This window comes from Fusicatenibacter faecihominis, from assembly GCF_020686945.1.
Lineage (GTDB): Bacteria > Bacillota > Clostridia > Lachnospirales > Lachnospiraceae > Limivivens > Limivivens faecihominis.
This window is the reverse complement of record NZ_JAJEPR010000017.1, coordinates 1-16289: the sequence shown is the minus strand read 5'-3', so window position 1 is coordinate 16289 and position 16289 is coordinate 1. Positions and strand designations below refer to the sequence as shown.

Below are 16289 nucleotides of genomic sequence, written 5' to 3'. Positions count from 1 at the left end.
AACCTGTGTTAAAGTACAGAAAAAACGGAACAGGGGCAGAATCATGAAACTTCTGGTGATGGAAGATGAAATAAGACTTGCGGATATCCTGTCGGACTGGTTTCAGAAAAAGGGTTTTGCAGTTACGGTCTGCATGACGGCCTTTCGGGTTATGAAAAAGCGCAGAATGAAAATTTTGATGTGATCCTGTCGGATGTGATGCTGCCGGGGCTGGACGGTTTCCAGCTGGTGAGAAAGTTGCGGGAGAAAAAGATCGCGACGCCGGTCCTTTTTATGACGGCGCGGGTGGAGCTTCCGAGGGAAATATGTCGCTTTTTGCTTCCATGAATCTGCAGATTGCCTCGCTGAACAGCGGAACCGATGCGAAGCTCGAATGGCAGTGGGACGGCGGGCATGTGCCTTCCGAAATCTTCAGTGAATCCCTGGCGCTTTATATCGATGAGATGTATGGAAAATACATGGAAGGAGCAGCAGAGATCACGAAGGCAGCCCGGAAAAACAGACAGTCAACGGGGACGCCGAAGAGGCTTCCGGAACTGATATCAGCAGCTGGGTTTCCTGCGAGGATGGAAACGTGAGCTTCACGCTCAAAGATGCAGCCGCCTACCGGGTCAAAGGAGCCAGCAAGGCCACGCTCGGCTTCGACGTCATGGACTACGGCCAGGAAACCTATGAGTTCGGCAACACCTCCCAGGACGCACGCCATTTTGACAAATATGTCCTGAAAGTACTGGAAGAAAAAGCGGAAACTTTGAGTGAGCTTTTCAATCAGGCTTCGTGACGACAGCAATTTACCGGAGGGCAAGATAAAAAAAGATATATAAAAACAAAATCCCCGTAGACTGCAAAAACAAAATCAGCATCATCACCGGTGCGGCGTCCGATGGCGATATCTGAGGTCAGTAGGGTAAAACCGAAGGTCAGTACCAGGACCAGATAGATCACCAGAAAAAGCCCGCCGCCGTCCTTTGCAGCCAGGTAAGGGAAACGCCAGAGGTTTCCGACACCTACGGCACTGCCGGCAGCAGCCAGCACGAAGCCGATCTGACCGGAAAATTTGCTTGATTTCTTTTCCATAAAAAAATTTTCCTTTTAAGTGTTTAAAGTAATTTCAGAATCTCGTGCAGATCCTCTATTTCATAGTCGATCCGGTATTCCGGGCCAGCAGAAAGGTGGTTGGGATTGTACCAGCAGGTGAGAATCTCCGCGTTATTTCCGCCGCGGATATCGCTGGTCAGGGAATCGCCCACGATCAGAACCTCTGACTTATCCACGGGGCCAAGGGCATCAAAGACCTGGTTGAAAAATTCGATATTCGGTTTTTCATAGCCCAGCTGCTCAGAGAGGAAAATCCCGTCCATAAGCTCGCCGATGCCGGAGAGTTTCAGTTTCTTTGTCTGGGCGGAGATGGTGCCGTTGGAGACGGCGTACTGTTTTACTTTTCCCTGAAGGGATTTGATGAGATTCAGGCTGTCGTCGCAGTAGACGATGGAGTCCGCATCCCCCAGCCGGTCCTGATATTTTTCATTGAATTCTGCAGCGATGGAGGCATCCAGGCCCTCGGACTCAAAAAAATCATGAAAACGGCCAACCAGAATCTCCGGTTTGGTCATCTCGCCGTTTTCCAGTTTTACCCAGTAGGAACGGTTAATTTTGCTGTAACGGGCAAGCATTTTATCGGTGCATTCGCCCAGATGATATTCCCTAAAAAGTTTTCGGATGGCGGCTTTCTCTGCAGCGATGAAGTCCAGAAGGGTGCCGTCCACATCCCATAGAAGTGTTGTAATCATTCTTTCTCCTTCCTGTTGATTTCTCAGTGGAAATTTTCTGCCGACGCTCCTATCCGCAGCGCGGCAACCCTCCCCAGCGATTATAACCCTGAAAAGACAAAAGCACAAGGAAAAAGCTCGAACGTTGACAGATCAGGGCAAAAGGAGTAAATTTCATTATAGAAGAAGCGGACATCGTAACGGGTCCGGGAGGAAATACTGTATACAGGTTACGAAAGGAATAGAGAGGATGAGAAATCTGGAAGTTTTAAAAAAACAGGGACGGGAACTTTTGGATCAGAGACGGGATGAGTTTGTCCGTCAAAGCCTTTTGTCGGATGAGTTTCTGAATATGATTCAGAAAAATAAGAAACCCATGGATCTTCTGATGTCTTATTACCAGTGCGCGATCATGGAGATCGAGACGAAATTCCGGGTGCTGAATCAGGAATATTCCCTGGAATACGACCGGAATCCCATTGAGGGGATCAAGACCCGGGTAAAATCCTATGAAAGTATCCTGAAAAAGATCCGCAAAAAAAATATCCCCATAAACCTGGAGTCAATCGAGGAAAATATCCGGGATATCGCCGGAGTCCGGGTGATCTGCTCGTTCCCCGAGGACATCTATGAGATTGCAGAGAGCTTTTTAAGGCAGGATGATATTATCCTCATTGAGAAAAAGGACTACATCAAGGAGCCCAAGCCCAGCGGTTACCGAAGCCTCCACCTCATCGTCCAGGTGCCGATTTTTCTACAGAAAACAAAGAAGTTCGTCTATGTGGAGGTCCAGCTTCGGACGATCGCCATGGACTTCTGGGCGAGCCTGGAGCACAAGCTTCGTTATAAAAAGAACATTCCCGCCGAGCAGGAAAAGCTCATTCAGGAAGAGCTTTACGACTGCTCCATTCAGAGTGCGGAGCTGGACAAACGGATGCAGGACATCCGGAATATGATCATCAAAGCCAATGGCGACGGAGAAGAATAGAGAGGAGCAGAAAAATGAAAAAAGATTTATTTGGTGTGAATCGTTTAAAAATCAATCTTCATACACACACGACACGTTCCGATGGCGCAAAGACGCCGGAGGAGGTCGCAGAGATTTATAAGAAGGCCGGTTATGATGTGATCGCCATTACAGATCACTGGAATCATCTGGATAGTGGAAGGATTGCAGGCCTGCGTATTTTGTCAGGAGCAGAGTACAATATCGGCGGCGGAGACGGATGCGGCAATGTTTTCCATATTCTGGGCATCGGCTGCGAGAGCAAACCGGCTCTGACAGAGACAGCAGGACCACAGGAAATCATTGACGAGGTGCATCGCTGCAAAGGCCTTGCGGTTCTTGCTCATCCGGCCTGGTCACTGAATACGGCACAGCAGGCAGCCCGGCTTTCCGGTGTGGATGCCACAGAAATTTATAATTCCGTATCGGACGCCGGAGAGTCTTCACGCCCTTATTCCGGAGATTTTGTGGATACGGCGGCCTGCCAGGGACTCTTTTATCCGCTGATTGCAGATGATGATGCCCATTTTTATAACGGCAGTGATGAGACGAAGGCCTGGATCATGCTGGAAGCGGAAGAAAATGCTTCCGATGAAGAGCTTTTAAAAGCACTCAAAGAGGAAAAATTCTACGCGACCCAGGGCCCGGAGATTCATATCAGACGGGAAAACAATGAGGTGACAGTGATCTGTTCGCCTGTCAGTCGGATTTCCTTCTTTTCCAATGCAGTCTGGGCGCCGGAGCGCTGCCACAGGGGCGAGGGTCTTACAAAAGCCGTGTGCCATGTACAGCCCTGGGAAAACTTTATCCGCGCGGAGGTCACTGATGCCCAGGGAAAAATGGCCTGGAGCCGGGTAATACGGCTGAATGAATGACAAAACAGGGGGTAAAAGGCTTCTCATGCGGACGATTCAGAACGTTCGGACAAAAAAGCTGGCTCTTAGGAGTCAGCTTTTTGCACTTCTTTTTCCACCCAGAGCTGCAGGGCTTCGATGGCCAGCGAGACTTTCTCGAGATTTTCCTGGATATTGGAGAAATCAGGGCTCTCGTCCTCAGAGATCTGTCCGTCCCGGGAGATCTCGATGAGCCGGTTGGTCAGAGGGTAAACGGCATTTAAGGAGGCCACGGTCTCCAGAATGATCGCGGGAAGCTCCGTCATCTCGATCGGTGGAACGTATTTCCGGCCGATGGGACATTCGTGGGAGCAGTAGTAGTTGCAGAGCTCCGGCGCTTTGTAGACCTCCGCCATGCGGATCACGTCCTCCGGCGCGGGTTCGCTTTTCTCATTTTCGATGCGCTCCAGGCGGTCCTCGGAGATAAATTCCAGAAGTTCGGCTGCTTTTTCCCGGGTGAGGTCGTTTTCCTCCCGGAGTTTCTGGTAAATCGTTTTATTTTCTCTGGTTGATTTTCTTCCCATGTCGTCCCCTTAATATTTTGTATTTTCTGCGGAATAAGAGGTTTTATTCTGCGAAGGCCGCGGTGTATTTTCACGGCGGGATTTCTTATAATAGTCACATCAGACGAATTTATTATATCATGAAAGAGAAAGAAGAGGAAAAGAAAATGGAAGGTTACAACATAGAAAAAGAAATGAGAGAAGCCATCGAGGCCGGTGAAAACGCACTGTACAGCCTCAGGGCAGCGAAAGAAGAGCTTCGGAAAGCCGGCAACTGGGGAATCGCAGACCTGCTTGGCGGCGGTTTTTTTGTAAGCCTCATCAAACATTCCAAGATGGACGAAGCGTCCCGCCTGATGGAGCAGGCCAGATACGATCTGAAAAAATTCCAGAAAGAGCTCCGGGACGTGACTGTGAACACCGATTTATCTTTGAACTGCGGCGATTTTCTTACCTTCGCCGATTTCTTCTGGGACGGTGTCGTTGCCGACTGGCTGGTTCAGTCGAAGATCAACGAGGCGAGGAGCCAGGTTGAGCAGGCCATCCCTCAGGTAGAACAGATACTCAGCAACTTGAAACGTTATTAAGGGGGAAAACGATATGTTATCATTCATCATTCTTATTTTTGTTCTCATGGCACTTGGCAGCGGAGGCCGCGGACGTTATTATTATCACCATCATGGTCCTTATCATCATGACCCATTTTTCGGCCCGCCTCATCATCATGGCGGCTGCTGTCATCATGATCACCACCATCATCACCATGGCGGCTGGTAAAATTTTTATGCAGGCACAGTTTCCGGACTGTGCCTCTTTTTTTGTTATGCGACGGGGAAAAGAAAGGCTTGACAAATCAGGAGATTTTCATATAATTATCATTGGTAATTAACAAAGGTAACTATCAAGAGGGGTACATGACATGACCAGTGAGAAAATCAAGAGGATGCTCGATGCCTGCTATCAGGCAAAACGGATTCGGGATCTGCTCCCGCCTCTGCCGGAGGGAGTCATGCCGTCTTACATCCAGTATCTGGAGAAGATCCAGACACTGGAAAAACAGGGCATTCGGGTGAAAGTCTCTGATATCAGTGCTGCCATGAGTCTTCCAAGACCCGGAGTCACCAGAACGGTGAAGGAGATGGAGAAAAAAGGCTATTTGAAGAAACTCGCGTCTCCGGATGACGGGCGTGTGACCTATATCTCTGTCACGGAAGCGGGAAAAGCGCTTTCCAGGGAATATGACGAGCTCTATTTTGGCACACTTTCCCGGGAGCTTTCCGGTATTTCCGAGGAAGAAGCAGACTGTATGATTGAGACGATCGGAAAATTTTATGAGATCATGTGTGAGAGGAGGAGTCGTTATGACAAATGACAAGGCAGATTTTACTCAAGGAAGTATTTTGAAAAAACTCGTTGCTTTTATGATGCCGATTCTGGGTGCGCTGATTCTGCAGGCGGCCTACGGCGCAGTGGACCTTCTGGTGGTGGGAAGATTCGGTTCCACCTCAGGTCTTTCCGCAGTTTCTACCGGAAGCCAGGTGCTCAACCTGGTGACTTTCGTGGTGATTCAGTTTGCCATGGGTATCACGGTTCTGATTGCCCGCTATCTCGGAGAGAAGAAGCCGGAGAGGATTGGAGCCGTTATCGGCGGATCCGCCGTTGTGTTCACGATCATCTCTGTGATTCTTTTTGGGGTGATGGTCAGCCTGGCGCGACCCATCTCCGTACTGATGCAGGCCCCCGAGGAAGCGTTGGATCTTACTGCCGCCTATGTGAGGATCTGCGGAAGCGGTATCTTTTTCATTGTGGCTTATAACCTGTTGTCCGCCATTTTCCGTGGTTTAGGGGACAGCCAGTCACCGCTGCTTTTCGTGCTGGTGGCCTGTATCGTAAATATCATCGGCGACCTGATTCTTGTGGCTGGTCTTCATATGGATGCGGCAGGAGCGGCCGTGGCGACGGTTCTGGCCCAGGCTCTCAGCGTGGTCTTTGCGGTCATGCTTCTTATAAAGAAGAAACTGCCGTTTAAGATCACAAAGCAGGATTTCTGCCTGAATTCCCAGTGCAAAAAGTTCCTCAAGATCGGTCTGCCGCTGGCACTTCAGGAATTTCTGACCCAGGTTTCTTTCCTGGCGCTCTGTGCTTTCGTCAACCGTCTGGGACTGGAGGCCTCCTCCGGTTACGGCGTTGCCTGCAAGATCGTAAACTTCGCCATGCTGGTGCCCAGCGCTCTGATGCAGTCCATGGCTTCCTTCGTTTCCCAGAACGTGGGAGCAGGAAAGACAAAACGTGCGAAACAGTCCATGTTTACCGGTATCGGCGTGGGTCTCTCCGTCGGCTGCCTGGTCTTCGCACTCATCATGCTGAAGGGCGATATGCTGACAGGCTTTTTCTCCACGGAGACAGCCGTTATCCAGAATGGCTATGATTATCTGAAGGGTTTCGCTCTGGAGACCCTTGTGACGGCGGTTCTTTTCAGTATGATAGGTTATTTCAACGGAAACAACAAGACCGTCTGGGTTATGACCCAGGGCCTGATCCAGACTCTTCTGGTCCGCCTGCCGCTGGCCTACTTCATGAGTATCCAGCCCAACGCCAGCCTGACCAAGATCGGTCTCGCTGCCCCGATCTCAACGATTGTGGGTATTATTCTGAATGTGGGATTTTTCCTGTATCTGGAGAAGAAAGAACGAAAATAAAAGAAGAGGAATTCCTGAATGATCTGAAAAAGGTAAACGACACCCTGGGCCATGAGATGGGAGACATTATGATCCTTAACTTCGCAAAACTTCTTCGGAAGGTCGTTCCGCTCCGCTATTTCGTGGACCGCTTCGGCGGAGATGAATTTATTGTCATCGCGCTGACCCTTGTGCTGCCGCTGGATGATAAAGTATTTACGAGAGAATTGTGGGAATCCGCGACTGAGTGCCCGGTAGTATTTCCGGATGGCGTTGGCGTTGTTCCGTGGATGGTTCCCGGTGGAAGAGAGATCGCAGTGAAAACCGCGGAGCTGATGAAAAAGTAGTGATTTTATTGTATTTAGGGCTAGCCGCCGCGCTAGCGGCTTGGTACAATAAGTGCATATGAAAAATCTGTTATACAAGGAGAAGAAGATGAAAAAGAAATGGATAGCAGCAGTGCTCTGCTTCAGCGTTCTGACTACGCTGACGGGGCCTTTTGTCAAAGCAGATGATACGGTGCAGGAAGAAAGCATTCTGGAGAAATACGAACATCAGCATCGGGATATTGGGGAAGCGGTATATCGGGAGGCCGCCTTTGCATTTGCGGGCGGAGACGGAAGTGAAAGTTCTCCTTATGAGATCAGCTCGGCGGAGGAACTGCAGTATCTCGCAGAGCTTCTGGCAGAGGATGCCCTTAGTGATTACCGGGGAAAATATTACATTCTGACAGCCGATATCAGCCTGAATGATGTTTCCAATTATGAAAACTGGGGAGAACAGAGACCGTCCTATGACTGGAAAACGATCGGAACAAAGGCGGCGTTTACCGGTGTCTTTGATGGAAACGGCCATACGATCAGCGGCCTGTATCTGAACAGAGATATCGAGGAAAATAATACGGACGCTTCCGTTGATTACTGCGGACTGTTCGCAGATGTGTACCAGGGGACGATTAAAAATCTGAATCTGACGAATGTATATATTGAAGTATCTGGGGACAGTTCCAGAGTGGGTGGAATTGCGGGCATGGCATCGAAAACGCAGATCCTTGACTGTACCGTGGATGGAACGCTGATTGGGTATGACGGCTATTATGGTGGAATTGCAGGAAGTGCATCAGGTACGATCAGTGGCTGTGAGTTTAGCGGAAGCGTGAGTGCAGCGAAGAATCTGCAAAATAGTCAGAGCGGCCAGGCTTATGTCGGAGGAATTGCGGGAGATTTTTCATCTGCGGTAGTTGGCACCGGTGATGAGAGCGCGGATGATTTCGAAGGAATTATAAACTGTGTAAACAAGGGAACGATAGAGATTGAAAACGGCTATCAGTCTGCGTTGGCAGCAGGGGGAATTGCAGGCTCAAACTCGGCCAGAATCACAGGTTGTACAAATGAAGGAACTGTGGAAGCAAAAGCGGCAGCGGAAGACAGAGAAGAACTGGGAACTGCGGCTTTGTCCATAGGAGGAATTGCAGGAAGCTTTGTTGTGGCTGTTCTGGGAGAAGACGGTGTGCTCAGTGGCTGTGAAAATACCGGAACGGTTATGTCTGACAGTGCCAATACAGGCGGAATCGTGGGTACTGTAGATCTGTCAGATCCTAGATATGCAGTAACGATTGAGAATTGCAAGAATACAGGAAAGGTATTTTCGGCAAATCATTATTATGCCGGAATTGCAGCAGATATAGGAGTTAAGGCGGATAACACGCTCACGATTGCCGGCTGTACAAATGAAACCGATTTTACAGAAGGAGAGGGCGCCGGAATCGTCTATGAATTGGTGATGCAGAAAGGAAATATGCTTCTTTCAGGCAATGTCAATCATGGAACGATCACCTCATCCGGGCAGAATGCCGCAGGTATTCTCTGCTACACGGCAAATATGGGAGATGACTGGCAGCTGAATATCGAAGACTGTGAGAATACGGCAGATATCAGTTCCGAAGGAAATGTGGGAGGAATCGCAGGCTTTACCGCTTATTATAAAACAGATGAAGCGGGTTCTTCTTTTAACATTCAGAATTGTAAGAACAGCGGAAATCTCTCTTCCACGACTACGAATGGTTATATCGGCGGTATTCTTGCAGTGGATGGTTTTATGCAGACGCAGACAACCATCGACAGCTGCGAGAACAGTGGAACGATTTCCTTCACGAAGTCATGGGTCATGCAGGAAAATGAGCTTAAGACAGAAAATGACGATGGCGAAAAAGAAGACGCAAGCCTCTTTACCCTGTCTGTTATGGGCGGCGGAATCGTCGGCAGAATCGGTGAAGCAGTCATGCTGTCCGTTGATGCGGATAAGCCGGATGGGCAGGAAATCAACAAAAAAGACGCGCTTGTCAGGATCAGCAACTGTGTGAACACCGGAGCTCTCAGCTATGAGGAACCGCAGAAAGGAGACGGTGTAACCGAAGAAGACTTACAGAAAGCAGCAGAAACATACTGGAAGGCAAGCATGGGCGGAATCTTGGGAGACTGCTCCTGTACGAATGGGTACAGCGTGAATTTTGAAAACTGTACTTACAATACAGAGCGCGGAATTGGAAACACAGAGCTTCCGGATATTGAATGAGCCAAGGGGGACGGAGTTTGTGCCAAAAACTCCGTCCCCTTGGTTTCAACAGGACATGACAGCGCGAGTGAGCTCCCTGCCACTCTGTGTCTTCACGATCTTTTCTACAAAATTTTCTACATTTTCTTTGCTGTATCCATTCTCAGAAGCGTTTACGATGTAGTCGGCTTCGATCAGAATCTGATAATCCATTCCTTTAATATCAGTAAGGGTGTGATGGTGGCCCACCAGATAAGCCACGCGGCTGATCTGTTCGGTGGTCATTCCCGTATCGGAAAGAAACTCTGTTACCAGGGGTGCGCCTTCGATTTCCTGATATTTTCCATTGGCATTTCCATATTTTTCACGACAGAGAGGGCAGGCGATGTCATGGGTGATGGCGGCAACCTCCAGAACAAACTGTGTCTCTGGATCGAGCCCTTCCAGCTCGCCGATGGTTTTGGCATAGGTCCAGACCTTGATCAGGTGGTCGATGTCGTGGATGTTTCCATTGGAAAAGGTAATCATTTTTTTCAGAATCTCAGCAATCTTCATTGGTATCCTCCTCAGTAATTATTTATCAGTATTGTACTCCTAAAATTCACGGATGGAAAGCGTCAGATCACGAAATGCATCTTGCATGTGAATACAACTGGTGCTATAATTGTTATCGACATATGACGGAAATGGATGTGAGACAAGATGGCACGACCGACAAGATGCAGAAGAATCTGTATAGAACCTGCTTATGATAGCTTCAGGCCGGAAGGGATACCGACAGGCGAAAAAATAACGATGACCGTAGATGAATATGAGGTAATCCGTCTGGTTGATCTGAAGAAATATACGCATGGACAGTGCGCCCAGCAGATGGGGATTTCCAGAACGACCGTTACGGAAATATATGAATCCGCACGTTACAAGCTTGCGGACAGCCTGGTTCACGGAAAGGTACTGAGTATCTCCGGGGGGAATTACTGCTTTTGTGATGGCAGAGATCCATTTTGCTGTAATCAGAAGTGTGAAAGAACAGACAGATCCGCCTTTGAAAATAAGATCCAGGGAAAAGGAGAAAAAGAGATGAGAATTGGTGTAACATATGAAAACGGAGAGATTTTTCAGCATTTTGGACACACAGAGCAGTTCAAATTGTATGATGTTGAAAATGGCGAGATCAAACAGACCCAGGTTGTCGATACGAATGGACAGGGTCATGGAGCACTGGCTTCCTTCCTGACGAATGCAGGCGTTGAAGTACTGATTTGCGGCGGTATCGGCGGCGGAGCCCAGGCAGCACTTGCAGCTGCCGGAATTCAGCTGTTCGGCGGCGTAAGCGGGGATGCAGATGAAGCGGTACTCCGTTTCGTAAGCGGAAACCTGAATTATAATCCGGAAGTACGCTGCAGCCATCATGCACACGAGCATTCCTGCGGAGAGCATCACTGTGGCGAGAATAAAAACGGTTGCAGTGGCCATTGAAGAAATGTTCATTGATGAATATCCTTGTCTTTCAGTTGTGAAAAGCTGGAAGGCAGGGATATTTTTTTGGTATAAGATAAGATTGTACAGTAAAAATTCTACAGGGAGTTGTCCGGATTCTGTAAAAGCTGATGGGTGTTCTGTATTCCCAGAAAAAGGATGACAAATCTGTCCATGTAACCACCAAATGGATACCGCGTTGGATGGCAAAAAAATCCGAATTCTTATTTATGAACCCCGGAATTGTTCGGAAAATCTGCCATGCCTTTATTTTATCCATGGCGGCGGGTTTGTATTTAAAATTAATGGATTCTCGAAAATGAAAAACAGTTAAAAATCCAAACGGACAGAAGAATGATTACTCAGAGCTACTGGAAATATACAGATACGCCTATGTGCAACAGCAAAGATATGAGAAAATATCTGAAAATGTATGTGAAAGATCTTGATGAATCAAAGCTCCCGTATTTGTCGCTGGCAGAAGCTCCTTCCCTTATAGGACAGCCCAGTGCCTGTATCGAGACAGCAGAATAGGACTGTCTTCATGATAAGGTGTGAACTATGCGGAAAAATTGAAAAAAGCAGGAGTTCCTGTCACCTTACATGAAATTCCACGGGCTATGCATGGATATGATATTGCGCAGGAAACTCCGCTTATTAAGCAGATCATGGAAAAACGTATCCGGTTTATAAAAAAGAATTTGTATTGAATCACAATGCTTCACAAAAAATTAGCACTCGGGGGTTGACAGTGATAAAACTATATGTTATATTACATATAGAATAAAGCGAGGAACAGAAAAGAGAGTTCCGATCAGAGTTAATGTAGCTCGTTTTGGAAAATGAATCTCAGGAGGAACCGTGTATGCATGAGTATGAAATCTTTGTTGAGGAAATAAATCCGTGTGGAGGAGAAAAATACAGCAAGAAAACTTTGATTGAAGCAGAAGCAGAGAGTCCGGAAGCTTATGTAAAAGAAAATGGAAGATTTCCGGTCCTGGAATCCGCACATAATGAAAGTGGAGATGTTGTAATTGTAACAGGAGATAATAAAGGCTCTTTTGTACGTTATACTTTTACGGAATAAAAGTGCCGATTAGTAAAAAGAGAAATATGTCTGGTGCTTCAGATAACCGGTTTTAAAGTGTATGAAACAAAGGAAAAACGGGATTAAGTGAGTTTCTGGAATTCATAAGACCTCCTTATGGCGTTGCAAAAAAATAAGCGTGAAATCTGTAAGGACAAGTAAATCCTTAAGATTTCACGCTTTTACAAAACGGCTTTTGTTATGATTATTATTTTCTTCGGGCATGTTATAAACGAAAAAGAAGAGAAAATGCAAGAAAAAATTTGTTTGACTTTTTGAAAATCAGGAAATATAATAATTGCCATGAAAAAGTGTGTAGCTTATCAGCGTAAGTCCAACTTACTTATGCGATAGGGCTGCACTTTTTTTATGCAAAAATAAAAGGGAGGAATGAAAACAAAATGGCAGAAAGTAACAAGATGAAAGACATGCCGGTGAATAAGCTGATGATTCAGATGGGAATCCCGATGATCTTATCCATGGCCTTGCAGGCGGTCTACAACATTGTGGACAGCGCGTTCGTAGGAAATATGAAAGTGGGCAGTGAAGCGGCGCTGAATGCCCTGACTCTGGTATTTCCGGTGCAGATGCTGATGGTCGCAGTGGGAATCGGAACCGGCGTAGGTACCAATGCACTTCTTGCAAGGACACTTGGACAGGGAAAAAGGAAAAAGGCGGCAAAAGTAGCAGGAAACAGTCTGTTTCTTGGCGTGATTATTTATGTGGTATGTCTGCTGTTTGGCATTTTCGGAGTGAAAGCATATATTGCATCTCAGACAGGGGATGCAGAAGTGCTGGAGATGGGAACCAGCTATCTGAGGATATGCTGCGTGCTCTCTTTTGGAATTATTTTCTTTTCCCTGTTTGAAAAGTTATTGCAGGCAACGGGCCGTTCCCTCTACTCCACGATCGGCCAGGTGGTCGGAGCAGTTGTAAATATTATTCTTGATCCGATTATGATCTACGGGTTGGGGCCGTGCCCGGAAATGGGCGTAAAAGGCGCCGCCTATGCAACGGTAATTGGTCAGGTGGCCTCCGCAGTGCTGCTGTTCCTTTTCCATATCAAAATGAACAGGGAATTTGAACATGATGCGAAATACATGAAGCCGGATACAGGCATTATAAAAGAAATCTATGCAATCGGACTTCCGGCCATTATCGCACAGGCTTTGATGTCCTTTATGGTCTATGTGATGAACCTGATCCTGAAGTTTAATCCGTCAGCTCAGACAGCTTATGGTCTTTTCTATAAGGTACAGCAGTTTGTTCTCTTCCTGGCCTTCGGTCTTCGAGATGCGATTACACCGGTCATTGCTTTCGCCTACGGAATGAGAAGCAGAAAGAGAATTCAGGATGGAATCAAATATGGGCTGATTTATACGATCGCTCTGATGATTTTGGGCATTGCAATCACGGAGATTTTCCCGGGAGCGTTTGCAACGCTGTTTAATGCCGGACAGTCAAGAGAATATTTTATCAGTGCGATGAGAGTGATTTCGTTAAGCTTTTTGTTTGCCGGAGTCAATGTGGCTTATCAGGGAATTTATCAGGCGCTGGACGGGGGTGTGGAATCACTGGTTATTTCTCTTTTGAGACAGATGGTGCTCATCTTACCGCTGGCAGGAATCTTTTCTATATTTGTGAGAAATGGCCAGATGGGAGTTTCCCTGATCTGGTGGGCCTTCCCGATTACAGAGGTACTTGCGTGTCTGGTGGGCTATGTATTTTTAAAGAAAACCAGAAAAAATAAGGTCAATGTTTTGGAATAAGGGGGCGTCAGAGATGGCAAAAAAAATCATCACAATCAGTAGGGAATTTGGAAGCGGCGGACGCTTTATCGGTGAAGAGGTAGCAAAGAAGCTCGGAATGGCTTATTATGACAAAAATGTCATCACTGAGATTGCAGAAAAGTCCGGGCTGTCACCGGAATACATTCAGGAAAACGCGGAGTTATCTCCGAAAAAAGGCCTGTTTGCCTATGCGCTTGCCGGGCGTGACATTACGGGAAAATCGGTGGAAGATATCGTATATGAGGCACAGAGAAAGGTGATTTTGGAACTGGTAGAGAAAGAACCGTGCGTGATCATCGGAAGAAATGCAGATTTTATCCTGAAAGACCGGGACGACGTACTGAATGTCTTTATTCACGGCAATATGCCGGAAAAAATGCAGCGGATCAGCTGCCTATATAATGTCAGCGGGCAGGAAGCTGTAAAAATGATGGCAGATACGGATAAAAGACGTCTGGCAAATTATAACTTTTATACCGAGCAGAAATGGGGAAAAGCCAGCAATTACACACTGTGCCTGAACAGTTCTGAACTCGGATATGACAGATGTGAAGCAATCATTATGGAGTGTGTGAAGTAAAATATGCATCTCTTGTAGAGTTCACAAAATCTGAAGAACCATAAAAATTCTCTGTATCAGGTCATGCTCCTGCAGGACACCATTAGAGAGCATCTTCTGGAAGTAGACAAGGCAGCCAAAGAACGGGAAGAGGTAATTCTAAAGCGGTTAGAAGAAAAAGAACCATTGCCAGACAAAGAAGTAGATCAGATGGTATGGGTAAGAGCAGCCAACCAGCACAGAGCGATTGCGGAAGAGATTATACTCAAGGAATGGATTTATGTTTAAATGAAGGTGATGAGGTCGTGGATTGCGACCTCATTATTATATGTGAACATGAAATAGCAGTAGGCATAATGAGAAAAATAGGGTAATATAACAGTAAGCGGTTGGGATTGTTTTGAAATGTCAATTTGGCATTTCAAGTTATAGAAGGGAATCGATAATGAAAATAGAGATACTAATAGCAGATAATATTGATAACATTTATGATGAAATAAATGCGTTGATCAGAGAAAACACCACTTTACAACTTTTTCATAAAAAATATCGTACAGGGCTTTCTGATGTATAATGAGTTTGCCTAAAACATTACAAAGGAAAGTGACAATACAAAAAAATGTGGAACGAAATTTCACAAATGTTTTTGATTGGAAGCCTTTCAGGGATAGCAGTGCTTGGAGGTGTAATCAGAGGGTATCTACCTGTGAATTTGATCCTGTTATTTGTGTTTGTCAATATGGGAATCATGTTGCTCAGAGTGTACCGGGCGTCCCTGACATGCAATTGAATCCATGCTGCTAAATAGACAAGGGGCTGAACAGCAAAGAATGCCATTCAGCCTAGAAATTAAAAATGCAGTAAAAATCCCGCAAGAAGTAAATCAGCATAAACTAATTATCCATTTACGCCTTCTAAAGATAATTAACGATACAGCAAGCCTGAATAATTCCTCCGTGGTAAGCAATGTATACACACCAACAATTCCCCACTTGAATACATATGCTGCAAGCAGACACAGGGGAAGTCCAATACACCATGTGCCAACAATATCAATAATCATAATGATTTTGGTGTTACCGCCACTTCTTATAATGCTTCCGTCAAGTATCATATTTTCTACCTTGACCGGAGCATACAAGGCAAATACGATAAGCAGTGTTCTTCCAAGCTCTTTTACGCTGTCATCAACACGATATAATCCGGTATATACTCCGGCCAAAAGAATGAGATGACATCAACCGCAAAATCAATGGTGTAATTAAAGTAGATCAGGCTGCTGATGATGTAATCGAGCAGGAGTTAAATGAATATGTCATTACCAGAGAATTGAAGAAACACTTCATTACGTTCTTCAATTATTACGGTGATGCTTTTGACCAGCCGATATGGGTGTTTGGATTTCCGGTTTCTTTGGAAGTGGTAAATCTCACTTTCGGAAAATGCTTTCCTACCTTCGGGAAAATAAAGAGGTAAAAGGTATTCGGAGTGTAGAACGTTTCCGTAAAAAGTTTGAGGACGATCCGGCAACTTTTATGCTGATTGACCGTGCTACAAAGGGAACAACAGAGACAATTCTGTTTAATATTGATATTGAGGGATTCAGCAATAAAGATAAGACAGCTGTACTTCGTGTTTTTGCGAAGATGTTCTATAACCATCTGGGATTTTACGGAGAAAATCTGAAAGTTGCCATGATGGAGCGTTATATTGACCAGCAGGGAAAAACGGAGGAGTTCCGTAGAGTTTTTGAAGAAAAGAAAGGCAAGTCCTGGATGGAAATGCGCCGTGCCTTTGCATTCAATGGAAAGTTTATTATTCCGACTTAGCTTCATTGTGTAGCATATTATCATCTCCTACACTATATTTTATCACCGCTGTAAAGGGACTGCATTATTTAACAAATGTAGCAAGAATTCTCCCACCTCTTCAGGTGGTGAGATGAATTGCACATCTGAGCATATCTGCTCAA

At 46.2% G+C, this 16289-nt stretch carries 23 protein-coding genes and 3 pseudogenes; 22 read left to right on the top strand and 4 right to left on the bottom strand.

Going from position 1 to position 16289, the window contains the following annotated elements; genetic code table 11:
- Positions 1-43: 43 nt before the first annotated feature.
- From LKD71_RS10725 to LKD71_RS10710, 4 genes are read left to right on the top strand one after another with little or no spacing between them, the layout of a single operon-like run.
- Positions 44-184, top strand: coding sequence for a hypothetical protein (locus LKD71_RS10725; protein WP_227615398.1), 141 nt, complete (start codon positions 44-46; stop codon positions 182-184).
- Complete coding sequence (locus LKD71_RS18700; protein WP_349194987.1) at positions 181-327, top strand: response regulator; 147 nt, start codon at positions 181-183, stop codon at positions 325-327. Before LKD71_RS10725 ends, LKD71_RS18700 begins: the two co-directional genes overlap by 4 nt.
- Positions 306-578, top strand: coding sequence for a hypothetical protein (locus LKD71_RS10715; RefSeq protein ID WP_178047341.1), 273 nt, complete (start codon positions 306-308; stop codon positions 576-578). Before LKD71_RS18700 ends, LKD71_RS10715 begins: the two co-directional genes overlap by 22 nt.
- Positions 575-781 carry a hypothetical protein gene (locus tag LKD71_RS10710; protein WP_178047342.1) on the top strand — a complete coding sequence of 69 codons (207 nt, stop codon included), beginning with the start codon at positions 575-577 and terminating at the stop codon, positions 779-781. Before LKD71_RS10715 ends, LKD71_RS10710 begins: the two co-directional genes overlap by 4 nt.
- Before the next feature lie 77 nt (positions 782-858).
- Here LKD71_RS10710 and LKD71_RS10705 read toward each other — a convergent pair.
- Positions 859-1077 (bottom strand): annotated as a pseudogene (locus LKD71_RS10705) (sodium-dependent transporter); the annotation flags it as partial.
- Between the two features lie 23 nt (positions 1078-1100).
- Positions 1101-1790, bottom strand: coding sequence for a YjjG family noncanonical pyrimidine nucleotidase (locus LKD71_RS10700; protein WP_227615397.1), 690 nt, complete (start codon positions 1788-1790; stop codon positions 1101-1103).
- Positions 1791-2019: 229 nt separating this feature from the next.
- Between LKD71_RS10700 and LKD71_RS10695 the strand changes: the two genes are divergently transcribed.
- The gene (locus LKD71_RS10695) at positions 2020-2757 is read left to right on the top strand and encodes a GTP pyrophosphokinase (RefSeq protein ID WP_178047345.1); all 738 of its coding nucleotides are present in this window, start codon (positions 2020-2022) and stop codon (positions 2755-2757) included.
- 14 nt (positions 2758-2771) lie between these two features.
- Positions 2772-3650 (top strand): PHP domain-containing protein, encoded by an 879-nt coding sequence (locus LKD71_RS10690; protein ID WP_178047346.1) that lies wholly within the window; start codon positions 2772-2774, stop codon positions 3648-3650.
- Positions 3651-3715: 65 nt separating this feature from the next.
- Here LKD71_RS10690 and LKD71_RS10685 read toward each other — a convergent pair whose 3' ends face one another.
- Positions 3716-4192: a helix-turn-helix domain-containing protein gene (locus LKD71_RS10685; RefSeq protein ID WP_227615396.1), complete on the bottom strand. Its 477-nt coding sequence runs from the start codon at positions 4190-4192 to the stop codon at positions 3716-3718.
- 146 nt (positions 4193-4338) lie between these two features.
- On the opposite strand from LKD71_RS10685, the gene LKD71_RS10680 reads away from it, so the two are divergent.
- From LKD71_RS10680 to LKD71_RS10655, 6 genes and pseudogenes are all read left to right on the top strand, one after another.
- Positions 4339-4758 (top strand): hypothetical protein, encoded by a 420-nt coding sequence (locus tag LKD71_RS10680; protein WP_227615395.1) that lies wholly within the window; start codon positions 4339-4341, stop codon positions 4756-4758.
- A gap of 13 nt (positions 4759-4771) precedes the next feature.
- Entirely contained in the window at positions 4772-4948 is a 177-nt protein-coding gene (locus LKD71_RS10675) for a hypothetical protein (protein ID WP_227615394.1), read from the top strand.
- 142 nt (positions 4949-5090) lie between these two features.
- Positions 5091-5543 (top strand): MarR family winged helix-turn-helix transcriptional regulator, encoded by a 453-nt coding sequence (locus tag LKD71_RS10670; protein ID WP_178047350.1) that lies wholly within the window; start codon positions 5091-5093, stop codon positions 5541-5543.
- Positions 5533-6870 (top strand): MATE family efflux transporter, encoded by a 1338-nt coding sequence (locus LKD71_RS10665; RefSeq protein WP_227615393.1) that lies wholly within the window; start codon positions 5533-5535, stop codon positions 6868-6870. The genes LKD71_RS10670 and LKD71_RS10665 overlap by 11 nt, the downstream gene beginning before the upstream one ends.
- 14 nt (positions 6871-6884) lie before the next feature.
- A pseudogene (locus LKD71_RS18545) lies at positions 6885-7196 on the top strand (diguanylate cyclase); the annotation flags it as partial.
- A gap of 88 nt (positions 7197-7284) precedes the next feature.
- Entirely contained in the window at positions 7285-9423 is a 2139-nt protein-coding gene (locus LKD71_RS10655) for a M26 family metallopeptidase (protein WP_227615392.1), read from the top strand.
- A gap of 45 nt (positions 9424-9468) precedes the next feature.
- Here the strand turns inward: LKD71_RS10655 and LKD71_RS10650 are convergent, their stop codons facing one another.
- Entirely contained in the window at positions 9469-9957 is a 489-nt protein-coding gene (locus LKD71_RS10650) for an HD domain-containing protein (protein WP_178047353.1), read from the bottom strand.
- Between the two features lie 147 nt (positions 9958-10104).
- On the opposite strand from LKD71_RS10650, the gene LKD71_RS10645 reads away from it, so the two are divergent.
- The 10 genes and pseudogenes from LKD71_RS10645 to LKD71_RS10605 all read left to right on the top strand — a co-directional run bounded on the left by LKD71_RS10645 (position 10105) and on the right by LKD71_RS10605 (position 16146).
- Positions 10105-10881 (top strand): DUF134 domain-containing protein, encoded by a 777-nt coding sequence (locus LKD71_RS10645; RefSeq protein ID WP_227615391.1) that lies wholly within the window; start codon positions 10105-10107, stop codon positions 10879-10881.
- Positions 10847-11044 (top strand): hypothetical protein, encoded by a 198-nt coding sequence (locus LKD71_RS10640; RefSeq protein WP_227615390.1) that lies wholly within the window; start codon positions 10847-10849, stop codon positions 11042-11044. Before LKD71_RS10645 ends, LKD71_RS10640 begins: the two co-directional genes overlap by 35 nt.
- Positions 11045-11235: 191 nt before the next feature.
- Positions 11236-11415 (top strand): alpha/beta hydrolase family protein, encoded by a 180-nt coding sequence (locus tag LKD71_RS10635; RefSeq protein WP_227615389.1) that lies wholly within the window; start codon positions 11236-11238, stop codon positions 11413-11415.
- 331 nt (positions 11416-11746) lie between these two features.
- Entirely contained in the window at positions 11747-11968 is a 222-nt protein-coding gene (locus LKD71_RS10630; RefSeq protein WP_227615388.1) for a hypothetical protein, read from the top strand.
- Positions 11969-12369: 401 nt separating this feature from the next.
- Entirely contained in the window at positions 12370-13737 is a 1368-nt protein-coding gene (locus LKD71_RS10625; RefSeq protein WP_227615387.1) for an MATE family efflux transporter, read from the top strand.
- Between the two features lie 13 nt (positions 13738-13750).
- A complete protein-coding gene (locus tag LKD71_RS10620) occupies positions 13751-14338 on the top strand; it encodes a cytidylate kinase-like family protein (protein WP_227615386.1) in 588 nt (195 codons plus the stop codon).
- Between the two features lie 30 nt (positions 14339-14368).
- Positions 14369-14605 (top strand): annotated as a pseudogene (locus tag LKD71_RS10615) (TnpV protein); the annotation flags it as partial.
- A 157-nt stretch (positions 14606-14762) separates the two neighbouring features.
- Positions 14763-14891, top strand: a complete 129-nt coding sequence (locus LKD71_RS18155; RefSeq protein ID WP_255632982.1) for a hypothetical protein — start codon at positions 14763-14765, stop codon at positions 14889-14891.
- Positions 14892-14936: 45 nt separating this feature from the next.
- Positions 14937-15107: a DUF6040 family protein gene (locus tag LKD71_RS18540; RefSeq protein WP_227615385.1), complete on the top strand. Its 171-nt coding sequence runs from the start codon at positions 14937-14939 to the stop codon at positions 15105-15107.
- 598 nt (positions 15108-15705) lie between these two features.
- Entirely contained in the window at positions 15706-16146 is a 441-nt protein-coding gene (locus LKD71_RS10605; protein WP_227615384.1) for a hypothetical protein, read from the top strand.
- The last annotated feature ends 143 nt before the right edge of the window (positions 16147-16289 follow it).